A 25,950-nucleotide genomic window follows, 5' to 3' on the forward strand; every position below is an offset into this window, starting at 1 on the left:
GGGTAGTTTTTAATTTAGAAGATAAACCGTTATTGCTCTTAGCATCAACAAAGTTTAAAGTAAGGTTTTTTTTTCAATCGCAAATAGTTAATGCAAAAATATTCTAAAGCTTCAATTAAATTCCAATCAATCTCACTTTTTTCATAGCTTTGCAGGTCAGCGAAAGAAGCGAAGAAAAAACTATGAAAAAAGTACTATTTATGGGACTGCATCGTCCCGATCGTTCTCCCTCTCAACGGTATCGTTTTGAGCAATTTCAACCCTACTTAGAACAACAGGGATTTGAATTTGATTATTTTTATTTGATACGAGCCCAAGACGATCAAAAATTTTATGGCGCAGGAAATTACCTTGCAAAAGTAGGAATCCTGCTGCGCAGTGTTGTCAAGCTATTTTTTAAATCTTTTAGCGCCCAACAATACGATTTTGTTTTTGTACAGCGAGAGGCTTTTATGCTGGGCACTGTATTTTTTGAAAAATTATTCGCTCGAAAAACAAAAATGGTTTTTGACTTTGACGATTCTATTTGGTTGCAAAATGTATCGGCAGGCAATCGGGCACTTGGTTTTCTAAAAGATGCGACCAAAACTCAAAAGTTAATTGCAATTTCGGATCTAGTATTCGCTGGCAATTCGTTTTTAGCAGATTATGCCAAACAATTTAACCCCAATACCAAATTGGTTCCAACGGTAGTTGACACCAATAATTATCATCGTATTCAATCTTCTAAATCTGATAAAATTTGCATTGGATGGAGTGGTAGTTTTTCAACTGTTCCTTATTTTGAATATGCCTTGCCTGCCCTTCGTCAGATCAAAGCCAAATATGGCGATTTGGTCTATTTCAAAGTTATTGGTGATGCCCATTATTACAACAAAGAACTCAATATAAAAGGAATAGCTTGGTCTAGTGCCACAGAAGTAGCAGAACTTTCTGAAATTGACATCGGAATAATGCCATTGCCGAACGATGAATGGACAAAGGGCAAATGTGCTTTAAAAGGACTCTTATATATGTCTTTAGGACAGGCGGCAGTACTATCTGATGTTGGGGTCAATGGAGAGGTAGTGGAAGATGGAGTCGATGGATTTTTAGTTAAGACAACTGAAGATTGGGTAAACAAGTTATCGCTCCTTATAGAAAATCCTGAATTGCGCCAATCTATGGGAAAAAAAGGACGGCAAACAGTAATCGAACGCTATTCTGTTCAATCTGAACAAGAAAACTATGTCCGCTATTTTAATGAGTTGTTGCGTTAATCCCATAATTTTGGTTCTATAGAAAACGCTCTTGCCTGCTTATCACTACTTTTTAGCTTCGCTGCTAGGCATCCCCGTTGGTACACCATACCAAACTGCTCGTGCACTACGTTTATGTGGTTTTAGAAGAAAGTAATTAAAGCTTATTTTTTTTTAGAATGTGCCACAGGATTAGCTTCGCTGCTACTGCGTGGTAACTGCGTTGCTACTACAGTGATAATTTTTAATTACTAGGCAACTCTATCTTTATTTTTAGTGTTCTGCTAATATACACCATGTACTAAACATAGATCTTTTGTTATAAATATGAATATTACCAACATAAAAAACTGGGAGCTAGATCTCCATATATCTCCCAATCAACCGCTTGTAATTTCAGGACCTTGCAGCGCAGAGACCAAGGATCAGGTCTTGCAAACTTGCTCTCAAATCGCCAATTCAGGCGTTCACATTTTGCGAGCTGGTATCTGGAAACCAAGAACCCGACCTGGCTCTTTTGAAGGGGTAGGTGCTAAAGCCCTGCCTTGGTTAAAAGAAGCTGGACAACTGAATCAATTGCCTACTTGCTGCGAAGTAGCCAATGCTCATCATGTGGAGGAAGCACTTAAGCACGATATTGATGTACTCTGGATTGGAGCAAGAACTACTGTTAATCCGTTTGCAGTACAAGCAATTGCAGATGCGCTAAAAGGCGTAGACATTCCTGTTATGATTAAAAATCCTGTCAATCCAGATTTGGAATTGTGGATTGGGGCCATTGAGCGGATTGCTCAAGTTGGGGTTCATAAAATTGCTGCCATCCATCGTGGTTTCTCGGTCTACAATGCCCCTAAATATAGAAATCAGCCTCAATGGGAAATCCCAATTGAATTACGCCGACGCATTACCAATTTAGAAATCATTTGCGATCCTAGTCATATCGCTGGAAAGCGTGCTTTGCTGTATGAAATTGCACAACATGCATTAGACTTAAAATTTGATGGGTTGATGCTTGAGAGCCATATCAATCCTGATGAAGCATGGAGTGATGCCAAACAACAAGTGACACCACAAGGTTTGGAAACCTTATTAAAGAAACTCATTATCCGTCAATTAGATACCGATAATTTAGATTATTTAAACAAAATTAATCATTTTAGAACGCTCATTGATAATTTGGACAGCCAAACCCTCCATTTGTTGGCAAAACGGATGGAAGTTGTCCGCCAAATTGGCTTGTACAAAAAGGAAAGTAACGTTGCTATTCTTCAAATAGAACGTTGGCTAGATGTCCGAGCAGGAGCGCTCAAAAAAGCAGAATCTTCTCAACTTTCTAAAAAATTTGTAGAGGATATTATTAATACCATTCACAAAGAATCCATTCGTCAACAAACAACAATCATGCGGAAGGAGTAAACCAATTCGGCGAGTGACATAAGTATAAGAAGGGTTTTCCTATAAAAAATACAACTGCTCAAAATCAGTGTTTTAATGATTCACTTTTGGTGTTAATTTGAAAATTAACCGATTTGATAATCAGAAAACAATTTCGTTCAAACATTTTTATAGAAAATCCCTATAAGTATAAGAACTATAACAATTTACCAATGAACTATTTATTACCCTTTTTAGGTTTGTTATTGACTTTTAATAGCATCGCTCAACGCCAAGTGTGTGGGCATCAAATTCATACGCCACAAGGCTCAGAACTAGATTATGAGCCTTGTGCAAGTGCTTCTTTTCGCACCAAATGGATGCACCGTTACCACCAAAACCCTGCGGCGTATCAACATCTAAAAACGCCTAATAGCACAACTTACCTCCCTATTAGTTTGCACATTGTAGGAAATGATGACAGCACGGGGTATGCTAGCTTAACAGCTGTGCTTAATGCTTTTTGTAGAGTCAATCAGGATTATAAAAATACAGGCATACAGTTTTTTATAGAATATCCCATCCGCTATATCGAAAATACGGCATTTAATGACCACGATTCGGTTATTATTGGAGGTGGCTTTATGTTACAGTATAATGTCCCCAATACAACAAATTGTTATATTGTCGCCAATCCTGCTGGTGCCTGTGGTTATAATGTGCTTTATGGAGGATTGACCGTTAGCCAAAATTGCCTAACTGCCAATACCTTTTCGCATGAATTGGGACATGCCTTAGGGGTTCAACATACCTTCTTTGGTTGGGAAGGCGGTCATGGCTATAATGGAACTGCCTTACAAAATTTTCCTAGCCCTGCTCCCACCGAAGTACTCTATGATTATACGGTCTACAAGGATACCATGTGGGGAGCCGATACCATCATTGTAGATACCACAGCAGTGGAATATGTTAGTAGAACGGGTCCAAATGCCAACTGCAACAGCGCAGCAGATGGTTTTTGTGATACTCCTGCCGATTATTTAGCCTTTCGTTGGAGTTGTAATGGTAGCAATATGAGTACCACTCAACAACTTGATCCAGATTCTGTTGCCTTTTATTCAGAAGGGATTAATATCATGTCTTATTCTACCTGCCGTTCGGTCTTTACAACAGAACAAGGGCAGTATATGCAGGCATTTATACAAGCCAAACGTTCCAATCACTTATACAATCAAAGTCCGATTGTGGATTCTATTTCTATTGCTAATATGGCATTAATCGAACCCGCCCCTAATGCTACTTTACCCACAACAGTTGGTTCTACTTTTCGTTGGAATAAAGTAGATGGCGCAACTCATTATTTGCTTAAAATTTGCGCTGCTCCTTGTACAACTCCTGGGCATATCATGGAAGAAATTTTATTGACTGATACCGTCTATACTTCACCACTTAGCTATGCTCCTCGCCCTTCTTTTTTACCCTATAGGTGGCAGGTGCTTCCCTTTAATCAAAGTTATACTTGTGCAGGCTTAACAGCCCCTCAAAGTTTTAACACTCAAATAGCCACAGGGCTTAATGACAATGCCGTCATCAATAGCTTTACGATCTACCCCAATCCCTCCCAGCAGGGCAATAACTTAACCTTAGAAGTTCAAACTTCCAAAGCCACAACAGGACAGCTTAGTCTCTTAAGCATTACAGGAAAAACGCTATTGCAAGAAGATTGGAAACTCCAACAAGGTGTGAATCAACTCAATTTACCCCTTACTCATTTAGCAGCAGGGGTTTATTTGGTTTATTTAGAAGGTATAAATGGCAAAATTATTCGTAAATTGGTTATTGAGCAATAATAAATTATCGCTTTATGAAAGACTCTCTTGTTTCTGTGGCTTGGCTGAAAGAACATTGGGCGGATCCCAATCTCGTAATTTTAGATGCTAGTTTGCACAACAATAAATCCAACTTAACAAGCTCCTATCCTGATCTCCAGATCAAGGGCGCTCGTTTCTTTGATTTAAAGAAGGTTTTTAGCAATCAAGCCTCTAGCCTTCCCAATATGCTGCCTTCTCCAATCGATTTTTCAACAAAATGCTGCGAATTGGGCATTCATCAATCTAGCAAAATTGTTGTTTATGATAATTTAGGAATCTATTCTAGTCCTAGGGTTTGGTGGATGTTCAAAGCAATGGGGCATGCTAATGTGGCGGTTTTAGATGGTGGCTTGCCTGCTTGGGTACAAGAAGAATCAGCCGTAGAAAAAAGAAGGAAACGGTTTTATTCTAAAGGAGATTTTAGCGCTAATTATCAAGCAACGTTAATCTGTAACGCAGAAGATATTTTAAAAAATATTGATCAAGCCCAGGCGTTGGTTATTGATGCTCGATCTGCTGAACGATTTAAAGGCTTGGTTCCTGAACCAAGAAAAGAGTTAGCCAAGGGACATATTCCAAAATCCATCAACCTGCCCTTTCAAAAGGTTATTCAAAATGGGAAATTAAAATCTAAAAAAGAATTAAGGGAGCTTATTGCCCCCTTAATTCCAAATTCGAGTCCCGTGATTTGTTCTTGTGGATCAGGGACTACCGCTTGTATTTTATTATTGGCTTTTGCCCAAATTATAACTACTCCAACGGCTTTGTATGATGGCTCTTGGAGCGAATGGGGCAGCTTAAAAAATGCCCCCATTGAGTCTTAAAATTTAGTATTCTCTAGTTTTCAGCATAACCATTGTCTACCCATTGTTGCAGCAAATCTTTATCTGCTTGAGATAGCGTTCCTCCAATGGGCATATCTTGTACAACCAATACTCGATCGTGAAAACCGTTGCTATTTTTATGCAGGCTGTTGGTTAGACCAGTAGCCCCAGACATTGTTGCATAGCTGGTGTAGTCAATGTTTTTCTTTGCAGTAGTGGCATCATGGCAGCCAGAAACGGCACAACTCGTGCTAATAATCGTTTTGACATCTTGGTAGCTTGTGTTATTATCTTTTTGACAAGCAGAAAAAGTAATTAAAGTGATGAATAGAACAGTTGAGGCAAAAAGGATTTTACTTAGCATAATTTCTCTTTTTTAGTGAAGTTGTAAAAATAGTTTATCTCTATAGTTATATCCTGAAACGATGCATCCTATCGTTTTATTATATTTTAACTTCTTGGTCGTATTCAAAGAAGTAACGTTCCTCTAAAGAAGCCACGGCATAACCTGCCTTTTGCTCTTGGCATTCTTGACTAATCAAAGCACAACATTTTTGGATATTAGCCCGATCCAAGTGAGAAAAGGGTTCATCCATAATTAAAAACTTAAACGGTTGGCACAAGGCTCTAATAATCGCAATACGCTGTCGCTGCCCATAGGACATTTCTCCACATTTTTTTTGCAACAAATGCCCAACTTCTAATGCCTCAGCCATTGCTATAATCTCTTCCTCTGATTTATGCTGGGTCAAGTTGTTTTTCAGTTGAATATTTTCCATTGCTGTCAATGGCAAAAACAAGCGCAAGTCTTGAAATATAACCGACAATTCTTTTTGTCGAATTGTAGCCCACTGATCTAAGCTTAAGCTTTTGAGTTTAAATTTATCGCCCAATGCTGCAATGGTCACCTCTCCTGTATAATCCTTTCTCAAACCATACAAAATATGCTGCAATGTAGTTTTGCCCTTGCCCGATGGCGCTTCAACAAAATAACGAGTAGCAGTATCAAAAGCAAAGTTATTTGCCCATATATCAGAAACACTAAGCTGATCGCTTAACGGTATTGGAACTAAATTATCAAAAGAAAACATTAATTAAAAATTGAATTAAACAGTTTAAGTTTTATAAGTATACTACTTTATCTATTAATACGCTGTTATTTTTTACTTTTTTTTTAGTAAAAAACATCTAAGTATAGAACAAAAGTTCTAAAATTCCCTTGTTTTTATTGTTTAATGCTTTGTTCTTTTTTCTTCCATTTATAATAAACACCAACCCCTATATTAGGTCCCTGCTGCACATTATTTGCCCAAAGCCCGCCAGACAAAGATAAATTTAAACCAATTTGATCCGAAACAGGAACAATTGCTTTAATGGTTAATGCTACAAAATTTTGGTTATTAACATAAAGCCCCGTTTGTACTTCTTCTGTAGAATTGGGTACATCTACTCCACCAGGCAAACACAAAGCCGCATCCAAAGCCAAGGCCAAATAAGTTCGCTTGCCTAGACGCCAGCCAAATTCAAAATTGGCTACCCATTGATGGCTATAATTATGGGTACGAAAATTCATACCAGTTTCTAAGTAAGTGTAAATTTTTTCTTTGCTATATCCGATCGATAAAGAGGGTTGAAAACCCCAACAAGGATATGCTGTTCGCAGGGCAGTCTGTGGATTGTAAGCTTGAAGGGCTGTTGGCGCAGCAATGGCAGCATGAGCAGAAAGAACGATTTTCTTTTTCAAAAAATTATACTTGCCTGCCAATCGAACATTTCCGAGGTCAACTAGAGTTCCTGCATCCAACAAACGACCAGGTGTCCCGATTGATCCAGCGCCCATTTGTGTACCATTCACCGTCTGAACCTCTTGCCCTGTCGCAACAAATTTCAAAGGCAAAGAAGCAGAAAGCGTTAATTGATCAAGAAGTCCATACTCTACATATAGCTCTGCTGTAGCATCAAACACCGCACGATTTAAAAATTTTGTTCGATAAGCATTAATGGACAATCGATTGATGGGTGGAATAGCATAAACTGCAAATTGAGCATAGCCTTCGCCCTTTTTTTTGGTCCAAGGTCCTCCTGCTTGCAGTTCTACAATTGTTATCAATAAACACAGTAATAGAATGTTATATTTCATCATTATAATTAGGTTTTAAATCATTAAAAGGTAATCCCTCTTATAGAGGGAATATCCTGCTTAATTCCCCTATGGTAAAACTATTTTTTTTAACTTTTTAGGTTAAAATCAAGAAAAAAAATTGGCGCATTATTACTAATGCGCCAATTTTATCTGGAAACAAATTCCAACTAGTATATTAGTCATCAACCACTAAGAGCCAAAAATTTCTTTTAGTTTAGCCTCTAGCGAAGCCCCTCTTAGGCGTTTACCAATAATTTTACCTTCTTTATCGACCAATACAGTATAAGGAATTCCTCGAACGCCATATGGTTTTGACAATTCAGAAGCCCAGCCTTTAAGATCACTAATGTGATGCCAAGTTAATTTATCTTTAGCGATTGCGGCTTCCCATTTTGCTTTGCTATTATCCAAAGAAACGCCCAAAATATCAAAGCCTTTGTCTTTGTATTTATTGTACAAACGCACGACATTAGGATTTTCACGACGGCAAGGACCACACCAGCTTGCCCAAAAATCAATCAGTACATATTTTCCTCTAAGATCTGTTAAGGATAGAGTGCTTCCTTTAGGTGTTTTGCCTTTGATATTCGTGGCAACTTCTCCAACACCAGCAGCCCCTTTCAATTTAGTGACCTGCTCTGTTACAAATTTATCCAACATAGGATAATCGCCCTTAAATTTCTCTAAGTAAATTTTTCCATATTTTAAGAATACTTGGTTGTTCCGTCCCATCATACCAAACATAGCCCCAACAAGTGTTGGTTTGAACAAGCGGTTTTCTTCTTTTACTTTTGTAAATAAGCTATCTAAAGCCGCTACTTGTTGGTTGCCCTTCAAGCCAATCTGTGTCAATGCAGTAGCATAGTTTTTGATGTTTTCATAATAGAAAGGCAAATTTGCATAAACAGTATCACTAAAATCAACAAAGTCAAAATAAGATTCGGCAAAATAAGAACCTTCTACCTGTCCTGATTTTCCATTATTTTGATAACTCTGAAACGCATTAAAAGCCATAATTCGAGCTAATTCTGAATTTTTTTGGCGCAAAGAATCCAGCAATTTTCTTTTTGCTAAATCCTCCTCACCCATTCTTTTTTTGACTTTATCTCTCGTTGCTTTGTCTCCTTTTGCTGTATTGTAATCGGTCATCAATGTCATAAACGTTTCGTTATGACCTTGTACTCGCTTCATCAAATTTTCATATTCTTTATTGAGCGGGCTATTTACGATTTTCAACTCTGATACCTTAGCCGTTTTTCCCTCCAACATCAAGGCTTTTTCTGTTCCTAACAGCATAGGTTTTAAATCCCGTAAACTAGTTCCTAAATAATACATACCTCTAGGCTGTTGCCCCAATTCAAAAGTACAACCAATACCAGCGCTAGATTTGGTAACTGCTTGCACTGCTATTTCTTCTGCTTGAATATCCTTCCATGCAAATAATCTGAGGCTGTCAATGGTATTGGTAGTATCGGCAATTTTAACTTCTAAAACGATAGATTTTGCCAATTTGGTAGTTGTTGATTTAGAGTTATTACAAGCTAGAGCCAACAAACAACCCAGCAGTAAAATAGTCCAAGTACGCATCATTTTTTTTTGGAGTTATAAAATTAATGCCCCGTGTATTCCTTCCTTTTTTGTAAAAAAGCAAAAAACTGCCTTGTATTTGTGGAGTGGCTAACAAACTAACAGTCTAAAAAACACATCAACCTAGTAACCAACCCACTACAAGCGACCCACGGAGTAATGAAAATTTAAGCCTAATCATAGGCTTTTAGTTAGGGAGATTAAAACTTCAAAGATACATTTTTGCTTTAAAGTTTTTTTATTAGTAGCCTGCTAATTTTTTAAAGCCGCTTATCCTTCTCTGCAATTACACTGATTAAGCCCTTAATGGTTATAATCATAGCAATAAAAATAAAATTGGCAATAAGTATTATAATTAGAATATTTCTATATCCCCCAGCTTCAAATACACTTAAACCAGAACAAAGTGTTCCAATCCCTATTACAGCAATTAGCATAAACATAAACCCATAAATAGAATGTATTAGATAGGTTTTGTAATCGTTAGCAAAAAAACTCAACCCATTATTTAAAATAGAGTATAACAATAAACAAGATGTACCCATCATCCATATTGTTAAGGGTTCTTTTGCTACCATAGCAGCCCCTAACATACCTACAACGATCATTGCCCCAAAAATTGCTGCCTGAACTTTTGGCGGCATGATATTTTTTTTCTCAAAACTACTCATTCTATATGATTTGGTGGTTTCCTGTTTTAATCCTTCTCCATAATAACTAAGCCACTGTTCCTTGACAACTAGATCCCGCTCCTGCTGTACAGCCATAACAATGTTGCCCCAACATAATATTGCGTTCTTCTAGTGTTTTAAGGTCAAAATTTTCAATATGCTGAGGAGCTGATTTTTCTACTTGCAGTTGCAACATCTGATTAAAATCACAATCGTATAAATAACCGTCCCAAGAAACCGATAAGGTATTTCTACACATAACACTTTCTGCGGCCGCTGGATTAAATGACTCTAATAGCAACTGCATATAGTCGTCAAACTTTTCCTCTTTCAACAAATAATCTAAAAATCGACTAATTGGAAGGTTCGTAATGGTGTATAAATTATTAAATTCTAAGTTAAAATCCTTTTTTAATACCCGTTTATAATCTGCCTCTAACCCTGCTTGATTACCAGGCAAGCTTGCTCCTCCAGGATTAAACACTAAGTGTAAATTTAACCCTGTTCCTTCCTTTCCATATCCCAATTCATTGAGCAATTGCAAGGCTTCAATAGAGCGCACAAATGCCTTATCTCCCCGTTGTTTATCTGTATTGGCTGCGGTATAACAAGGCAAAGAAGCAATAACTGTTAAGTTGTGTTTCTTAAAAAATTCAGGGTAGGTTCGATATTCTTTGTTGGAAACCAAAATTGTCAAATTGCTGCGAATAATAATTTCAATATCTTTACTAATCGCTCGAATTTGCTCAATAAACCACTGAAAATCTGGATTCATTTCTGGCGCCCCTCCAGTAATATCAACCGTAGTTGTTTTGGCTTTTTTGATTGCATCCAAACAATGTTGCATGGTTGCTTTGGTCATAATTTCGGTACGGGTCGGCCCTGCATCTACATGACAATGCTCACAAGTCATATTGCACATATACCCCACATTAATTTGAAATATTTCTAATTTGGTAGGTTTAAATGGCATTAAATTTATGTCTTGCAATTTATGCTCAAACTTAGTTACCTGAGGAGTCGTTTCCTCCAAAATAGCAATTTGAATATTTGGAGTAGCCAGTTTGCTCCCACGTTTTTTTAACGTTTGTAATTTCATGTATACTTATTTTTTCTTGACAAAATTTTTTGTAATACAGACAAGGGTATAAGTCTTATTTTGTCAGTGATAACTAAGCTGTGTCGACTTAGCTCAATTCATTATTGTAATCGTATTTTTAGCATTAGAGCGCACCGATTACAATAGGTCTAATCAAAAATAGTATTAATAACAGTATTAAACAAAGGTTTAGTTAAAAGGTTTAGTACTTTGTACTTGGTAATTCTTCAGGTTCTTTGACAAATTATGTGGAATAGTAAACTATCTTGCCTGCTTATTACTACTTTTGTTATAAGTTATAGGTCCTAAGTCGTATGCTTAGTTCCTGTAAATACAGGACATACGACTTAGAACCTAAAAAAGCTTACCCTTTTTTAATGTTTACTACACGATTAGCTTTGCTGCTAGGTTAGCTCGTTATCACTCGTGAGCCAGCAAGCTGGGTTCTGCGTGGTTACTACGTGAGCCTACGATTTATCAAAGAACCATTCTTCATTTGCATCCCAGAAATTTTATCTTTGATTTCTATCCTTCCTTAAATCGCCTTTATAACAATAAGTAATAAACCATGTCTAAACATTACCTGATACAAACAGAACGCCTTGGTCTAAGAACTTGGAAAGAGAGCGACCTAGCCCCCTTTGCCCAAATCAATGCAAGCTCTGAAGTCATGCGTTATTACCCCAATACATTAAGCAAGGAAGCGACCCAAAAATTCATGGATAGAATTATCCAGCAGTATCAAGATTATGGTTTTTCGGTTTATGCTGTTGATTTATTAGCAACCAATCAATTCATTGGTTATATTGGTTTTATGCGTCCAACATTTAAGAGTAACTTTACGCCTTGTGTAGAAATTGGTTGGCGCTTAGATCATCGTGTTTGGAACCAAGGTTTGGCAACAGAAGGTGCCCTAGCTTGTTTAGAATATGGTTTTAAAACATTACAATTGGATAAAATTTATTCTTTTACAGCTACTATTAATAGCCCTTCAGAGCGTATTATGCAAAAGATAGGCATGCGTAAGATAGATGAATTTGATCACCCTTTATTAGCCCCCGACTCTCCGCTAAGGCGACATGTTCTCTATTTAATTACCAATCAATCATTAGATCAACCAAAAACTAAACGCTAATTTTTCGGCAGATTCATAACTATTTTGTTTTGTACGTTTTTTTGTTCTTTTAAACTAACTATTCGTTCTCTACCCTATGATTTTTGTAAAAATTAAAATTGGGGCAGCTTCTATCTATTTTTAGATCGCTTTGCTCTTAGAAATTAGACATTAGATCCCAATTAAGTTGTAATTGGGATCTAATGTCTAAGAGTGAAACGATCTAAGATCTAAGATAGAGCTAGAAAAAGCCCATTCTGTTAAATTTAAAAAACCGTCAGGTAGAGTAAACTATTCGTTGTTAATCTAAATCATTGTTATGGTTCGACAAGCTAAGTGTACAAAAAACAAACTTCAAGGCTTAAAAAAAATGGTTCTACTTTCTATAAGTGCTTTACTGCTACTAGTTTTAGTCATTTTCGGGGCTGATTTTTCGATAAAAGCAAGCACCATTAAACAGTTGCATCAATCAACAGAAACGATTCCTTACAATAAAGTAGGTTTGTTATTGGGCACGGTTAAATATCTAAAAAATGGTCGTTTAAATCGCTATTACAAATATAGAATAGAAGCTGCTGTTCGACTCTTTCAGGCACAAAAAATTGATCTTATTTTGGTGAGCGGCGACAACAGTAAAAAAGGCTATGATGAACCCACAGATATGAAAGAGGATTTAATAAAAAAGGGCATCCCTGCCTCTAAAATCGTCTTAGATTATGCTGGTTTTAGAACACTAGACTCTGTTGTTCGTAGTCTAAAAATTTTTGGACAGAAGAAAATAACGGTTATCTCTCAACAATTTCATAATGAAAGAGCGATTTTTATTGCCAACTACAAAGGCATTGAAGCCATTGGCTTTTCGGCACAAGATGTCTCTACTCGTGCAGGCATTAAGGTAATGATTAGAGAAAAGTTTGCCCGTGTAAAAGTTTATTTGGATTTATTATTGGGCGTAGAACCCAAATTCTTAGGAAAACCAATTAAAATTTGAGGCTCATTAGCAGGCTTTCAAAGTAAAGCATTCTGTGTTTTTTTTCTTAGTCCTAATCTTTATATCTCATGTTTCATAAATATGGAGCGATTTCCCATATTATCAATGAGAGCGTCAAGAAATAGCTAGAAAAAGCAACAAGGCTTGAACATTTTAACGAAATTTCCATTATTTTTACAGCTATTTACATTAGGTTCCATAACTTTAAATATTTTGTGGATAATAAGTGCTTATTCCTAAGAAAGCATTTTTATCTGTAAACCTATATATATCACTTTTCAATACAGAAAATGAGTAACCAACGTATATTAGATGAGGTAGCCAAAACGAGCATCCAACTCATGTTAAAAGAAACATTTTATGGGCACTTTTTTACAAGTATTCTCAAAGACGTTTCTGAAAGAACCGAGTCTATTGCTACAACAATTAGTACCAATCAAATGATTAAGCTAATTGTCAACCCTCAATATTGGGACAATACACTCAAAGTTCCTGGCGATGATGCAGCAACTAAAGATTTACGCTATGGAGCCATCAAGCACCAAATTTTGCATATTGTCTTCAAACATGCTTTGCGTTTTACAGAATTTGGAAATAAAAAACTGTTTGGGATTGCTTCCGATCTGGCTGCCAATCAATATATCAAATCCGAACAATTGACAGAGGATGCCATTCGTATGGAAGACTTTCCTGAATTTAAACTTAATCGAGGGCAGAGTATCGATTATTATTACAAGCGCTTAGCAGAAGAGTTAGAAGACATGCAGCAAGATGGTGGCGGGCAAGGTAATGATAGTGACGAGGAAGAAAACGAAAATTGTGAATCTAGCAGTGGGCAGAGTGATGACAAAGAGCAAAATGGGCTCAATCAAGCTCAAAACCGCCTAAAGGATCTAATGGAAAATGAAAATAACCAACAGTTAGATCAACATAAATTTTGGGATGAATTTGAGCGCTTATCTAGTGCCGAACAAAAAATGATTGATGCAGCGATTAATGAATCCATTATTAATTCTGTTTCTAGAATCAAGCCCAAAGATTATGGTAAATTGCCTGGTGGATTACAACAATATATCAACCTATTGGTTGAATCACTCAAGCCCAATGTAAATTGGCGCCGAATTTTACGCATTTTTACCGCTAGCAGCAGTAGAACTCGACTCAAAAATACCATTCGTAGACCGTCTAAACGCTATGGTACAACTCCAGGTATCAAAATTCAGTGCAAACAAAAAATCTTAGTTGCTATTGACACTTCTGGATCTGTCAATGAGGATGAATTAAGAGAATTTTTTGGAGAGTTATATCATATTTGGAAACAAGGAGCCGAAATCTATGTTGTAGAATGCGATACGCATATCCACAATCAATACAGTTATACAGGACGTCCACCAGAATTAATTAGTGGTAGAGGTGGCACAGACTTCAATGCTCCTATCGAGTTTGCCAATGAAAAATACCTACCAGATGCTATTGTCTATTTTACCGATGGCTATGCTCCAGCCCCCAATATAATTTCTAGAAAGCCAATTTTGTGGATGGTTACTAGCCAAGGCATTAGTGAGGATACTTGGGACTTTTTGCCAGGACGAAAAGTAAAAATGACCAAGCAGTTTGCATAACATCAAAGTCCTTAATTTTAAGGATTCGTTTTTTACAGCTAAAGACGCTTTTTGCTCTCCTCGACAATTTTGGTAAATCTTAAAATTGGGTTAGCTCTTTTTGTTTCACAACTAGATTTTAGACTCCTCTTATAACTTAGTTGGAGTCTAAAACCTAAGTGTGAAACAATCTAACATTTAGTGCAATAAATCATTACTTAGGAAGCATCCTAAACTAAAAATGGGCTGATGAAAAGCAATCACCAACCCATTCTTTATGTAACTAATAGCTATATCCTTATTTAAGAACATTCACATCCATTGTTGGATAAGGAATGCCAACATTATTTTTATCAAATTCTTTCTTAATATTTTCATGCATGTAGAAATACACATCCCACCAATGCGCTGGTTTTGTCCAAGGGCGTACAGCAAAATTCACAGAGCTATCTCCCAATTCAGAGACAAAAACATCTGTTTTTTCGGGATCAATAACATGAGGACAAGCAGCCAATACTTCCTGAATTACTTGTCTAGCTTTGTTGATGTCGTCTCCATAACCAATTCCAAAAGTCATGTCTACCCGACGAGTGTCTTGCATGGTCAAATTCTCTATTGCTCCATTAGACAATGGTCCATTAGGAATAATAATTGTTTTATTATCTGGTGTTAATAATATAGTATTAAAGATTTGAATCTCTTTAACGCCACCAGTAAACCCTTGAGCAGAAATAATGTCTCCTACCTTAAATGGTTTGAATAATAAAATCATTACTCCACCTGCAAAATTTGACAAACCTCCCTGCAATGCCATACCTACAGCAAAAGCCGCAGCACTTAAAATCGCAACAAAAGAGGTAACTTCCATCCCCAGTGTACTCGCCACTGCTAATAACAATAGAATTTTCAACAATACACTAAGCATTGAAACTAAAAATGGGCGTAAAGATTCATCCATTTTACTTTTCTGCATTGCAGCAGCAATTAGCTTTACTGCTCGACCAATAACCATTGATCCAACGATCCAAACAATAATAGCAAGCGCAAAAGATTTAAGCGCACTTAAAAAGCTTTCCCCTTGCAAAAAGGTCATGATATCAAAATCAATCAAGAATAAAAATCCGTTCATTAGTTTATGAATTTTAAATGAAGTAAAATTATAAAATTAAAGGAGGGGGGTATTAATATGCCAAAGTATAAACTTTTATTTACTTACCATAGGATATATGAGGTTTTTTTTGATAGCAAACCGTACTTATATTTATGGTGTTATTTTTGTAAATAACTACAGCGAGTCTATTGGAGGCACAAAAAGTCATGTTAAAAATGATGCCAAAATTTGTTCTTTGTGGCTTTTTATTACAGAAATAATACTTACTTTTTTCTATTTTTTAGTCTAATTTTATCTTCCAATACAAATCAGCAACAAATCTTTTGCCCTAATAACCTTCTCATTTTTAAACTATTTTAATTATAAATTATGAAGATCATCCTGTTCTCTTTATTGGCTTGCGGTCTATTATTTACAGCCTGTGAACCATCTCCTCCGATCACCCCCAACAACGATGCTAAGTTGATATTTAAATTAAAATTCGACTCCACCCAAACCCGACTAAACGCATTGGCACAAACAGCTCCTATGCCAGCAGGTCATGCTGGTCAACACCCCAAATTTAATGGAATGAGTGCCCATAAAATAGAATTAGTGCCCAATTCGCTAACCCCTGTTAATGCTGGTCCTGTCGTTTATCATGGTCCTGAAACAAACGCAGGAGGCGACAATGCGATTAAGTTTAATGAAGCAATCATCAAAAAAGAAGGGGAAACATTCTATGAAGTGCCACTCAAAGATATAGCAGCAGGTACTTATGAGTATATTCGGGTATCCGTGAGCTACCAGAACTATGACGTATATTACGACATTAACAATGTCCCCACCTGGCCTTCGGGAACAATTAATTTGCCCAATCAAAAAGGAACCATTGCTTCATTTGTTGGTTTTAATACCTACATCAACAGTATTACGCCAAAGAATATAACCAAAAGTGTCAATGCCAATAAACTCCAAGGTTATTGGGCTTTTGAAACAGACCTTAGCAGCCCATACAATAGTGCCAATGCTATTTATACAGGTGCTGCACCTGGAACAACCGTTGTCAATCCCATTAGTTCAACCGCCCCTACCCCCTCTGGTTCTTGTCTCGTAACGGGTACTTTTGATGGAAATGCCTTAGAAATAACAGGTAATGAAACAGAAGATATTATCGTAACGCTATCCTTTTCTACCAACAAAAGTTTTGAGTGGGTAGACAGCAACGGAAACGGCAAATTAGATATTGATGTTAGCACAGGAACTACAGAAACGGTAGTAGATATGGGACTTCGTGGGTTAAAAGCCAGTTATCAATAATTGATTTAGTAAGGGGTAAAAAACTGTCCTTGACAAATTGCAGACAATTCATTCTATTTTTTTACTCCTTACTAAAAAAACTCTTACATTTGCTTTTCTATTAACCTTTCATCAAAACATCACCTTACATAATATCAACCAATGGATTTTGCAGCAATTACAGAATTATTTAGTACTTCTCAGGCATGGGTTTCTTTAGGAATGTTGACGCTAATGGAGATTGTACTAGGAATTGATAATATCATTTTTATATCTATTGTTGCCAACAAGCTCCCCCTCAATCAACAGCCCAAAGCACGAAATATAGGTTTGTTCTTGGCTATGATTCTAAGAATTATCCTATTATTTGGAATTACCATCATTATTGCCATGCAAGACCCCTTGTTTGAGCCGCATATTTTTGGTATGCATGCCAAGGTAACTGGGCAAAGTTTGATTTTGATGTTTGGTGGACTGTTTTTACTCTACAAGTCCGTTACTGAAATTCACCACAAGTTGGAGGGAGTCAACCAATCTAATGAAGGCGAGCGGAGTGCCAAAAACACATTGAGTAATATTATCTTGCAAATTTGTGTCTTAAATATCGTTTTTTCCTTTGACTCTATCCTAACAGCCGTAGGACTAACCCAAGATATTGCCCGTACCCCTATGTTGTCTGATCCTAGTCGTCTTTACGATCCGCTCCCTATTATGGTTTTAGGCGTTGTATTTTCTATGATTATTATGATGGCATTTGCAGGACCAATTGGCCGTTTTGTCAACAAACATCCTTCGATACAAGTATTGGGGCTTTCTTTTTTGATTCTAATTGGCTTTATGTTGGTCGTAGAAGGTGCACACAGTGCTCATTTAATGCCTGAAAACGTAAACATTCCAAAAGGTTATATGTATTTTGCCATTTTCTTCTCGCTTACGGTAGAATTACTTAATATTAAGGTAAGACAAAGTGGCAAGCCAGTACAACTTAAAGGAGCATTGCAAGAGGCCAAAGAACGTGATTTATACAACTTGGATCCTACTAATGACACCACTGTTGAGGTTACAGTGACTCCTGAAACGATCAATGAAATGGAGAATGATTAGTTTCTCTTTTCTAGTATTCTATAATGGTAGATGGCAAAGCATGTTGTAATTCATCTACCATATTGTAATAGTTTGGGTTGGCATTTTGTTCAATGGATAAGGTTTTTAATTTCTTTAGCTGAACAATGGAAGTCGGCAAAGTCTTAAGCCTATTGGATGTCAATTCAAGAGTCTTGAGCTGCTTTAATCCGCCTATTGTTTCTGGAAGTAATATCAATCTATTGTAATTTAAATCCAATGCACTCAACATTGATAAGTTACCAATAGAGTTTGGCAGTTCTATCAATTGATTACTTCTTAAATATAAACTGAATAACCTTTTTAAATCACCAAGACTAGTCGGTAAGATTCTGAGTTGGTTATTGTTCAGGTTCAATTCGTATAATGCTTGAAGATTTCCTAAGTTAGCTGGCAGTTTTTTTAATTGATTATTGCTAAGATCTAGCTTTTCCAATTGGCTTAATGCACAAAAATCGGAAGGCAGAACCGTCAAATGGTTGTCTCTCAAATTTAAGCGATTTAAGCTTTTTAATTCCCCCATCCCAAGGGGTAATTCTTTTAATCCATTATTAGCGACACTCAATGTCTTTAGCTCTTTTAACTGCCCTATAGATGAAGGTAATGTTTCAAGCCAATTTCTATTCAATTGCAAAGAAGTTAGTGTTTTAAGTTGCTGAATTGAGCTAGGCAATTTCACCAACCTATTAAAGGACAAATCTAGGTGCTTGAGCCTAGGAAGCCTCCATTTGTCTACATTTACCAACGAATCAATTTGGTTTCTCTTTGCTAATATATCCTCTAATCTTTCTAACTGTGCCACCTCTATCGAAATGCCTTTGAATTGATTCGATTCAATATAAAGCCCCTTTAAATTCGTCAAATTCTTAATGCTATTGGGCAAACTTTCCAATTGATTGGTATTGAGATACAAGTAATTTATTTTTTTCCAACTTCCAATTTCATTGGGTAAAGATTTGAGTTGATTATTATTTAAGAAAATATCCTCTAGTTCCGTCCAACTCCCAACGCCAGTAGGTAAACGAACTAGATTATTATGCGATAAGTCTATTTTTTTTAAAGCCGTCCAATTAGCAACTTCCTCTGGCAAATACTCTAATTCATTGTTATTTAAATAAACTTCTTCTAGTAAATTAAGCCGTCCAATTTCAAATGGTAATTGTTTAATGTTGCAGGCTTGCAAATTCAAGACTTTTAATTGAGTTAAAGCGCCTATTGACTTTGGCAAAACAAGCGTTTTGTTCCCTTTATACAGTACAGAAACACTTAATTTTTCCAAGTTGGTAAACCGTCCTAATGCTTCAGGAATTTGCGTTTGGTGCACTTTCAAATGCATTGATTTGAGCTGAGAAAAACGATCTGCCCAAGGCGCTATTTTATCCAACAAACTAACCGTGGCAGTGATGCTCGTTTGATCTTTGAATTGTTGATACAACGCTCGATCTTCATTGGTGAATAAATAAACATTAAGAAAAACCAATCCCAGACAGATCAAGGCAATACTTTTTTCCATAGCGTTAGTCAGTCATGAAGTTGTGATAAAAGCCTATTACATAACACAAAAATGCTAGATTATAGTTTCACACAATCTAGCATTCTTAAAAAAATAAACGGCAAACAAGCACTACAAAGCATTTCCTGCTTTGCTCTTTTTTAGTACATCATAGAGTAATTCTTTTGCTCTAAACAACTGAGCTTTAACAGTGCCAATAGGCAAGTTTAGTTGTTCTGCGATCTCTTGATAAGACAGCTCCTCAAAGAAGCGCAATTCGATCATAATGCGATATTTATCGCTCAATTTGTTCAATAGCGTACGCATAATAAGCTTGCGTTGCTGACGAATATAACGCTCTTCTGGGTCTAAGGCAGATGATTTTAGGTTGTTGGAAAAATCTTGCTCTCCGTCCTTTTCTAATGGATCATCAATAGAAAGTAACTTTAGACGTTTTTTTCTCAAAAAATCAATCCCATTATTGGTTGCTATTTTAAATAGCCAAGTACTAAAAGCATAATTAGGCGTATAAGTATGCAATTTTCTAAAGGCTTTTCCAAATGCTTCTATTGTCAAATCTTCTGCATCATCGTGATTATGTACCATTTTAAACATGGTATGATAAATAGAATCTCGATAACGCTCCATCAATTCTGCATAAGCCAATTGATTGTTGGCATCAACCGCTTTACGCACCAATTCAAAATCTTCTAACGCTCTATCTGATAATTTTTTATTCATTCACTCTGCTTATTTTAACCATTTACTGACAAATAATCATTACAATTCCTCACTCCTCACCCAAATCAATCCATACTATTTATTTCCAAGTTTTATTTTTTTGTTCTACCAGTGTCGATGCAAAAATAAGATAATATATAGGAAGTAAAACATCTAGCAGTAAAACATATTTAAAAAATGAAATATACTTTATCTTCTTTAGATAGTTAAAGAACACGGTATGCAACAGAAAAGTTCTTAGTATAAGTATCATTATTATTGCACAATTCCAAACATTTGCACCAATAAAGATAAAGAATCCTAAATAAAAACACAAATGGGAGCTAGAAAGTAATCCCAACAAGATTTTATGTTTTAATTTATAATGATTACTTGACGAATAATGTCTTTTCTTTTGTCGATACAAAGCTCCCCAAGAGGTTGGTACAGTTGAATACATAAAGCTATCTGACTCCAAGCAAATGGTTGTATTTTGGCTTGTTGCTGCTGCATTGACAAACAAATCATCGTCTCCCGATATTAAATGTTGGTGTTGTTCAAAACCTCGATTTTGAAGAAATAATTTTTTGGGATACATCAAGTTGCGCCCCACTCCCATATAAGGTTCCTTCCACAAGGCAAAAGAAAAATATTGAATGGCTACATAGATGGTTTCAAATTGCACCCAACGGTTCAACCAACTTTCTTCTATTTGATAAGGACCATATCCCAATACGATGGCACTATTGGTAGCATGAGCCTGTTGATACATCTTTGTAATCCAATGAGTAGAATTGGGAATACAATCCGCATCGGTTAACAACAACCAAGGATATTTCGCAACTTGAATGCCTCTTGTTAGCGCAGCCTTTTTGCCCTTTACTTTTTTATGTTCTATCTGTACTACTTTAAGATGAGAATATTCCTCTGATAATCTTGCCAATACAGCCGATGTATCATCACTAGAATCATCATTTACCACAATAACTTCAAAGATCGAATAATCTTGTTTTAGGATAGATTCTAAGTTTTTTTGTAGATTTGCAGCTTCATCTCTGGCACAAATCACAATAGATACTGCTGGAAAAGATAATTTGGCATCTACTGGAGGTGTTTTGTACCAAGCCAATCGCTGAAAAACAATCCCCCAATATCCAATTTGGATGGCTGCCATAGCGTACCATATTATAAAAAAAATACCCATTTGTGATTTGTCTCGTGTTGGTTCTTATTTGTTTGTTCGAAAATAAAACTCCCAATCCACAACTCACAATTTACGACTAAAAAAATGAGTTATGAAGATGAAATTTGATCTAGAGGCCAACGATCCCCACTCGAATGCACGAGCGGGATGCTTACATACTGCTCATGGCGATATACAAACCCCTATTTTTATGCCTGTAGGTACTGTTGCTACGGTAAAAGGAGTACATCAACATGAATTGACCAATGACATTAAAGCACAAATCATACTCGGCAATACCTACCATCTTTACTTGCGTCCTGGAACAGATATACTAGAGCAGGCAGGCGGCTTGCATAAATTTAACGGTTGGGACAAGCCCATTTTGACAGACAGTGGTGGCTATCAAGTTTTTTCATTAGCACATCGACGCAAAATAAAGGAAGAAGGAGCTACTTTTGCTTCTCATATTGATGGTTCTAAGCATCTTTTTACGCCAGAAAATGTAATGGATGTTCAGCGAAAAATAGGCGCAGATATTATCATGGCATTTGACGAATGTACGCCTTACCCCTGTGAATACAAGTATGCCAAACGCTCTATGCACATGACACATCGTTGGTTAAAACGCTGTTGGACTCGTTTTAACGAGACAGAACCTCTATATGGTTATGAGCAAGCTTTGTTCCCGATTGTCCAAGGTTCTGTTTACAAAGATTTGCGCAAACAATCGGCAGAAACAATTGCCAGTTATGATAGTGTAGGAAACGCCATTGGTGGGTTATCTGTCGGAGAACCTCATGAAGATTTGTATGAAATGACAGACTTGGTTTGTAGCATTTTGCCCAAAGAAAAACCTCGTTATTTGATGGGGGTTGGTACTCCTGCCAATTTATTGGAGTGTATTGCTTTGGGAGTGGATATGTTTGATTGTGTTATGCCTACTAGAAATGCTCGTCATGCTCTCATTTATACCAAAAATGGCAAAATGAACCTAAAAAATGCAAAATGGAAAGATGACTTCTCTCCTCTTGATCCAGAAGCACCGAACCCTACTTCTCGCTTTTATACCAAAGCTTATGTCCGTCACCTTTTTGCTGCTGGTGAATTGTTGGGTCCACAAATTGCCTCTATTCATAATTTGTCGTTTTATTTGTGGTTGGTTGGAGAAGCTCGCAAGCACATTTTGGCTGGTGACTTCTTGGCTTGGAAAAATGAGATGGTTCCCAAGTTAGATCAACGCTTGTAAGACTTTTTGAATTGATTACAAAGATTCTTCTAGAGAATATCTATTTGAGGTGCATGACCTGAAATCTTAAACTTTAAATGGCGGAGAAGCGGACTAATACATTAGAATATTATTTATATTACAGCTAATTATTTCGCTTTTTAATGCCTTTGAGAATTAAATAAGTAGCAAAAGGCTTTTGGTGTATACTGAAAGCTTTTTTTTATTGAGTATCCAGAAAAACATCACTCTGCTACGCTAATATTGGCAGAGGAATACTAAAAATTGTTTTAGCAATTTGAATTAGCAAAGGGAAATTTTTTTTGCTAATTTTCTAATTTTAATATTGAGTTTATTTTAGTTGTGAGAGTTGAATATAAATTTTCATCATATCCTTTTTGTTCAAATTGAATAATTCCATTTTTATCCAATAATACAAATGTAGGATAGCTTTTTGTGTTAAAATTTTGGCTCAATTCTCCATTACCTAAAACAATAGAATAGGTCATATCATTTTTGGCTAGAAAATGCTTTAGTAGTTTTTTATTTCTTGAATCAAAAGGATTGATACCAATAATAATCAAATCTTCTTTTTTATAATTGCCCTGTATTTTTTTAATAATAGGAATCGCTTTTAAACAAGGAGGACATCCCATGTACCAAAAATCAATTAATACTACCTTATTTGTTAGATCTAACGTATCAATAGTTACTTCATCAATGGTTTTTAGAATGCCTAATTTATTATAAGCAGATTCAAACAGCAAGGATTTTTGGCTCTTATTATTGGGGGGATATTCTAGTATATCAGGAATACTTGCAACATGACGAGTTCCTTCAAAAAAATTGGAAAAGTACTTCCGTTTTTTATTAATTTTATAAGAAGAAATTGTCTTTTCAGTAAACTGAACTAATCCCATGTGTTCAAAAGTAGTAACAAATTTAACAGGCAAATAATCTTCTACATTTATATAAATGGTCATCACTACAAGAGAGGCATCCTCTTCATTGTAAGTAGAGTAGGTGATTTTATGACAAACTTGGTTTAATACTTTTGCTTTACCAATGTACTCTTTATCAATATTATGAATAAATGCTCCATCTATAATAGTATGAACTAACCAACCATCTAAAAAGTAGTCTATAAAATCAAAGAGATCAATCCTCCTTTGTTCAAAAGAAGTAATTGTAGATTTTTTTTTCTGTCTTTGAAAAAGAGAATCCCCCAAATATAAATAAGAAATTGCATCTGTATCAACATAGAAAGACCTCGAAAAAAGTGTATCAGTGGCATTATTTTCCACATAACAAAAAGATTTAGTAGTAGTGGTATCTATACGATCCATAGGTTTAAATTTGCACTCAATTTCGTATTCTATGGTATGAATTGATTTTACTGTTTTAATGGTTTGGGAAACAATATCTTCTATTAAAAGACTATCATTTTGCCCCGTCAATAAAAATGGAAAGAACATCAAAATAACTAAATATAGTTTACCCATAACATCTATATTAAAAAATAGAACTTTGGAAATCTCAAAGTCCTATTAATGTGAAAATTTATGACTAATTAATGAACTTTATTTGTTTTATAGGGCTACTTCCATTACTGATACTGACAATCATTCTAGCTTGAAAAGTTCTTTCGTTGGATTCGCATCTTGCACAACCTCTGCACCTAATTGATATTTTTCCTGTATGTATATTCATAACTTTTGTAGGCTCGCAATCATTGCTAGAACTAGGAGCTGTGTTTACACAAGAACAAGTTATTGCTGTTGTCGCAACAGTTCCTCCTGTATAAGCTTCAATTACATCATCGTTAGGATCAAAAGGAATAAATCTAAGAGTTGACAATATCTCTGCATCAAAAGTAGCCTTATACCCATCTAAATTTTGAGCTGTTAGTTGTATTGGAGCAATAATCATATTTTCTCCAAGTGCAACTTCATCTTCTAACTCCATAAAAATTTCTTCTCTTGAAATATTCAAGACACCGTTTTCATCAAGAATACAAGTCATTTTATAAGCCGAAAAACCTGTCTCCATTTTATCGACTAAAAATTCTTCTGTTTGACCTACTTCAAATACAAACCCATTACTATTTACATTAATACCTTCTGTTTGGGTAGTTGATTTTTCTAAACTTACGAGTGTTTTTACATTAGTTATTTCATCGATTTTTGAATTTTTTTCACAAGAACAAAGTACCAAAATGGCAAAAAGGGAATTGAGCAATAATTGTTTCATTACTTTTTACTTTAGAGTGATTTAATATATTTTCAATAAACATACCACTCTAAAATAAATATATCCTTAAACGAAATGTTAATTTCTTATTGCCAACTCAATATATTTTTTCCCACCAACACCTTCTCTTCCAATAACTTCTAAATATTTTTTCATTGCCCAACATTTTTATAGACCTTAAAATTGGACTAGCTTTTAGCTATTTTTAGACTGAGCCATAATTAGATCAACCTACTCGATCACTACGTTCATACGCTTAAATTTTAGACTCCCATTACGTTATAATGGGAGTCTAAAATCCAACATTTAGTATTAAAAACCATCGGGTAGCGTAGAAAAGGTAGGCATCCTGTTTATCTTCAACCCAATTAAAAAATGATATTGTTGCTCAAGCCTTGCAAAAAAGTATCCTTACTAATAGGTTCGCTAGAAGCATTGCTACAATATTGCAATACCTGATCCATCTCGTTTGCATCCATTCCTCCACGTTCAAGCCTTGCAATAGGTCCCGTACGCTCAATAGATGTGTTGGCTAGTACCTTAGCATCAAGTGTATCGGGTTCTCGATCCAATACTTTATACACCACTTTAATAATGGTATCCGAAGGCTGTACCACCTCTTTAATCTGAGTAATATATTTATCAACAAATACCGTATCAATCAAATTCTGGTGCGCCAAAATAGCAGCATCTTTAGAACGATTGGTTCCTAAATGCTGCGCTAAAAAGAAAACCAATAATGTTGCTGCAACTGCTTGCCAAGCAGGGATTTTATACGCCAACAAAACCGTCCAAATCATTGGCTTTTTCTGCTGTTTATTCCTCAATGCCAACAATGCTTTATTAGGAGCTGCATTGGCTTGTATTTTTTGTTCGTCAATAACAAAAAACGCTTGGCTTTCTAGGATTGCCATTCGTTCTGTGTCATAATCCTCTTTTGTCATTTGCTCCAAAACAAATGCTCGTTCCTCTTGATCTAAATCTTGAAACGCTTTTTGTTCTAATAAATCATGCAAATCCATTCTAATTTTTTATAATTTAATACTCCGATAA

The 25,950-nt window shown here is 35.9% G+C and carries 23 protein-coding genes; 10 read left to right on the forward strand and 13 right to left on the reverse strand.

Annotated features, from left to right (window positions below; all coding sequences use genetic code 11):
* Positions 1-182: 182 nt before the first annotated feature.
* The 4 genes from AsAng_RS12395 to AsAng_RS12410 all read left to right on the forward strand — a co-directional run bounded on the left by AsAng_RS12395 (position 183) and on the right by AsAng_RS12410 (position 5,307).
* Positions 183-1,259 carry a glycosyltransferase family 4 protein gene (locus AsAng_RS12395; RefSeq protein ID WP_264793107.1) on the forward strand — a complete coding sequence of 359 codons (1,077 nt, stop codon included), beginning with the start codon at positions 183-185 and terminating at the stop codon, positions 1,257-1,259.
* A 306-nt stretch (positions 1,260-1,565) separates the two neighbouring features.
* Positions 1,566-2,654: a bifunctional 3-deoxy-7-phosphoheptulonate synthase/chorismate mutase type II gene (locus AsAng_RS12400; RefSeq protein ID WP_264793108.1), complete on the forward strand. Its 1,089-nt coding sequence runs from the start codon at positions 1,566-1,568 to the stop codon at positions 2,652-2,654.
* Between the two features lie 191 nt (positions 2,655-2,845).
* On the forward strand, positions 2,846-4,462 hold the full coding sequence (locus AsAng_RS12405; protein WP_264793109.1) for a zinc-dependent metalloprotease: 1,617 nt from the start codon (positions 2,846-2,848) through the stop codon (positions 4,460-4,462).
* A gap of 14 nt (positions 4,463-4,476) precedes the next feature.
* A complete protein-coding gene (locus AsAng_RS12410) occupies positions 4,477-5,307 on the forward strand; it encodes a sulfurtransferase (RefSeq protein ID WP_264793110.1) in 831 nt (276 codons plus the stop codon).
* 13 nt (positions 5,308-5,320) lie between these two features.
* Here the strand turns inward: AsAng_RS12410 and AsAng_RS12415 are convergent, their stop codons facing one another.
* From AsAng_RS12415 to arsS, 6 genes are all read right to left on the reverse strand, one after another.
* Positions 5,321-5,671, reverse strand: a complete 351-nt coding sequence (locus AsAng_RS12415) for a hypothetical protein (protein WP_264793111.1) — start codon at positions 5,669-5,671, stop codon at positions 5,321-5,323.
* A gap of 79 nt (positions 5,672-5,750) precedes the next feature.
* Entirely contained in the window at positions 5,751-6,398 is a 648-nt protein-coding gene (locus AsAng_RS12420) for an ATP-binding cassette domain-containing protein (RefSeq protein ID WP_264793112.1), read from the reverse strand.
* A 134-nt stretch (positions 6,399-6,532) separates the two neighbouring features.
* Positions 6,533-7,450 carry a hypothetical protein gene (locus tag AsAng_RS12425; RefSeq protein ID WP_264793113.1) on the reverse strand — a complete coding sequence of 306 codons (918 nt, stop codon included), beginning with the start codon at positions 7,448-7,450 and terminating at the stop codon, positions 6,533-6,535.
* 189 nt (positions 7,451-7,639) lie between these two features.
* Positions 7,640-9,040, reverse strand: a complete 1,401-nt coding sequence (locus tag AsAng_RS12430; protein WP_264793114.1) for a TlpA family protein disulfide reductase — start codon at positions 9,038-9,040, stop codon at positions 7,640-7,642.
* 257 nt (positions 9,041-9,297) lie between these two features.
* Positions 9,298-9,804 carry a hypothetical protein gene (locus AsAng_RS12435; protein ID WP_264793115.1) on the reverse strand — a complete coding sequence of 169 codons (507 nt, stop codon included), beginning with the start codon at positions 9,802-9,804 and terminating at the stop codon, positions 9,298-9,300.
* Entirely contained in the window at positions 9,755-10,807 is a 1,053-nt protein-coding gene (arsS, locus tag AsAng_RS12440) for an arsenosugar biosynthesis radical SAM (seleno)protein ArsS (RefSeq protein WP_264793116.1), read from the reverse strand. Before arsS ends, AsAng_RS12435 begins: the two co-directional genes overlap by 50 nt.
* 568 nt (positions 10,808-11,375) lie before the next feature.
* On the opposite strand from arsS, the gene AsAng_RS12445 reads away from it, so the two are divergent.
* The 3 genes from AsAng_RS12445 (at position 11,376) to AsAng_RS12455 (ending at position 14,534) form a co-directional block, all read left to right on the forward strand.
* Entirely contained in the window at positions 11,376-11,942 is a 567-nt protein-coding gene (locus AsAng_RS12445; RefSeq protein WP_264793117.1) for a GNAT family N-acetyltransferase, read from the forward strand.
* Between the two features lie 349 nt (positions 11,943-12,291).
* The gene (locus AsAng_RS12450) at positions 12,292-12,912 is read left to right on the forward strand and encodes a SanA/YdcF family protein (protein WP_264793118.1); all 621 of its coding nucleotides are present in this window, start codon (positions 12,292-12,294) and stop codon (positions 12,910-12,912) included.
* Between the two features lie 290 nt (positions 12,913-13,202).
* Entirely contained in the window at positions 13,203-14,534 is a 1,332-nt protein-coding gene (locus tag AsAng_RS12455) for a vWA domain-containing protein (protein WP_264793119.1), read from the forward strand.
* Between the two features lie 277 nt (positions 14,535-14,811).
* Here AsAng_RS12455 and AsAng_RS12460 read toward each other — a convergent pair whose 3' ends face one another.
* On the reverse strand, positions 14,812-15,642 hold the full coding sequence (locus AsAng_RS12460) for a mechanosensitive ion channel family protein (RefSeq protein ID WP_264793120.1): 831 nt from the start codon (positions 15,640-15,642) through the stop codon (positions 14,812-14,814).
* Between the two features lie 351 nt (positions 15,643-15,993).
* Here AsAng_RS12460 and AsAng_RS12465 point away from each other — a divergent pair, with 351 nt between their 5' ends.
* Positions 15,994-16,923, forward strand: a complete 930-nt coding sequence (locus tag AsAng_RS12465) for a hypothetical protein (protein WP_264793121.1) — start codon at positions 15,994-15,996, stop codon at positions 16,921-16,923.
* A gap of 141 nt (positions 16,924-17,064) precedes the next feature.
* Positions 17,065-18,006, forward strand: a complete 942-nt coding sequence (locus tag AsAng_RS12470; RefSeq protein ID WP_264793122.1) for a TerC family protein — start codon at positions 17,065-17,067, stop codon at positions 18,004-18,006.
* Positions 18,007-18,016: 10 nt separating this feature from the next.
* On the opposite strand, the gene AsAng_RS12475 is transcribed toward AsAng_RS12470, so the two are convergent.
* The 3 genes from AsAng_RS12475 to AsAng_RS12485 form a co-directional block, all read right to left on the reverse strand.
* Positions 18,017-19,537, reverse strand: coding sequence for a leucine-rich repeat domain-containing protein (locus tag AsAng_RS12475; RefSeq protein WP_264793123.1), 1,521 nt, complete (start codon positions 19,535-19,537; stop codon positions 18,017-18,019).
* Positions 19,538-19,648: 111 nt separating this feature from the next.
* Positions 19,649-20,257, reverse strand: a complete 609-nt coding sequence (locus AsAng_RS12480) for an RNA polymerase sigma factor (protein ID WP_264793124.1) — start codon at positions 20,255-20,257, stop codon at positions 19,649-19,651.
* 79 nt (positions 20,258-20,336) lie between these two features.
* A complete protein-coding gene (locus tag AsAng_RS12485) occupies positions 20,337-21,410 on the reverse strand; it encodes a glycosyltransferase (protein ID WP_264793125.1) in 1,074 nt (357 codons plus the stop codon).
* A 127-nt stretch (positions 21,411-21,537) separates the two neighbouring features.
* Between AsAng_RS12485 and tgt the strand changes: the two genes are divergently transcribed.
* Entirely contained in the window at positions 21,538-22,668 is a 1,131-nt protein-coding gene (gene tgt / locus AsAng_RS12490) for a tRNA guanosine(34) transglycosylase Tgt (RefSeq protein ID WP_407655333.1), read from the forward strand.
* Between the two features lie 305 nt (positions 22,669-22,973).
* On the opposite strand, the gene AsAng_RS12495 is transcribed toward tgt, so the two are convergent.
* The 3 genes from AsAng_RS12495 to AsAng_RS12505 all read right to left on the reverse strand — a co-directional run bounded on the left by AsAng_RS12495 (position 22,974) and on the right by AsAng_RS12505 (position 25,919).
* Positions 22,974-23,951 (reverse strand): TlpA disulfide reductase family protein, encoded by a 978-nt coding sequence (locus AsAng_RS12495; RefSeq protein ID WP_264793127.1) that lies wholly within the window; start codon positions 23,949-23,951, stop codon positions 22,974-22,976.
* 262 nt (positions 23,952-24,213) lie between these two features.
* Entirely contained in the window at positions 24,214-24,897 is a 684-nt protein-coding gene (locus AsAng_RS12500) for a hypothetical protein (protein WP_264793128.1), read from the reverse strand.
* A gap of 368 nt (positions 24,898-25,265) precedes the next feature.
* The gene (locus tag AsAng_RS12505) at positions 25,266-25,919 is read right to left on the reverse strand and encodes a hypothetical protein (RefSeq protein ID WP_264793129.1); all 654 of its coding nucleotides are present in this window, start codon (positions 25,917-25,919) and stop codon (positions 25,266-25,268) included.
* Between the last annotated feature and the right edge of the window lie 31 nt (positions 25,920-25,950).

The sequence above is a fragment of the Aureispira anguillae genome (assembly GCF_026000115.1).
Classification (GTDB): domain Bacteria; phylum Bacteroidota; class Bacteroidia; order Chitinophagales; family Saprospiraceae; genus Aureispira; species Aureispira anguillae.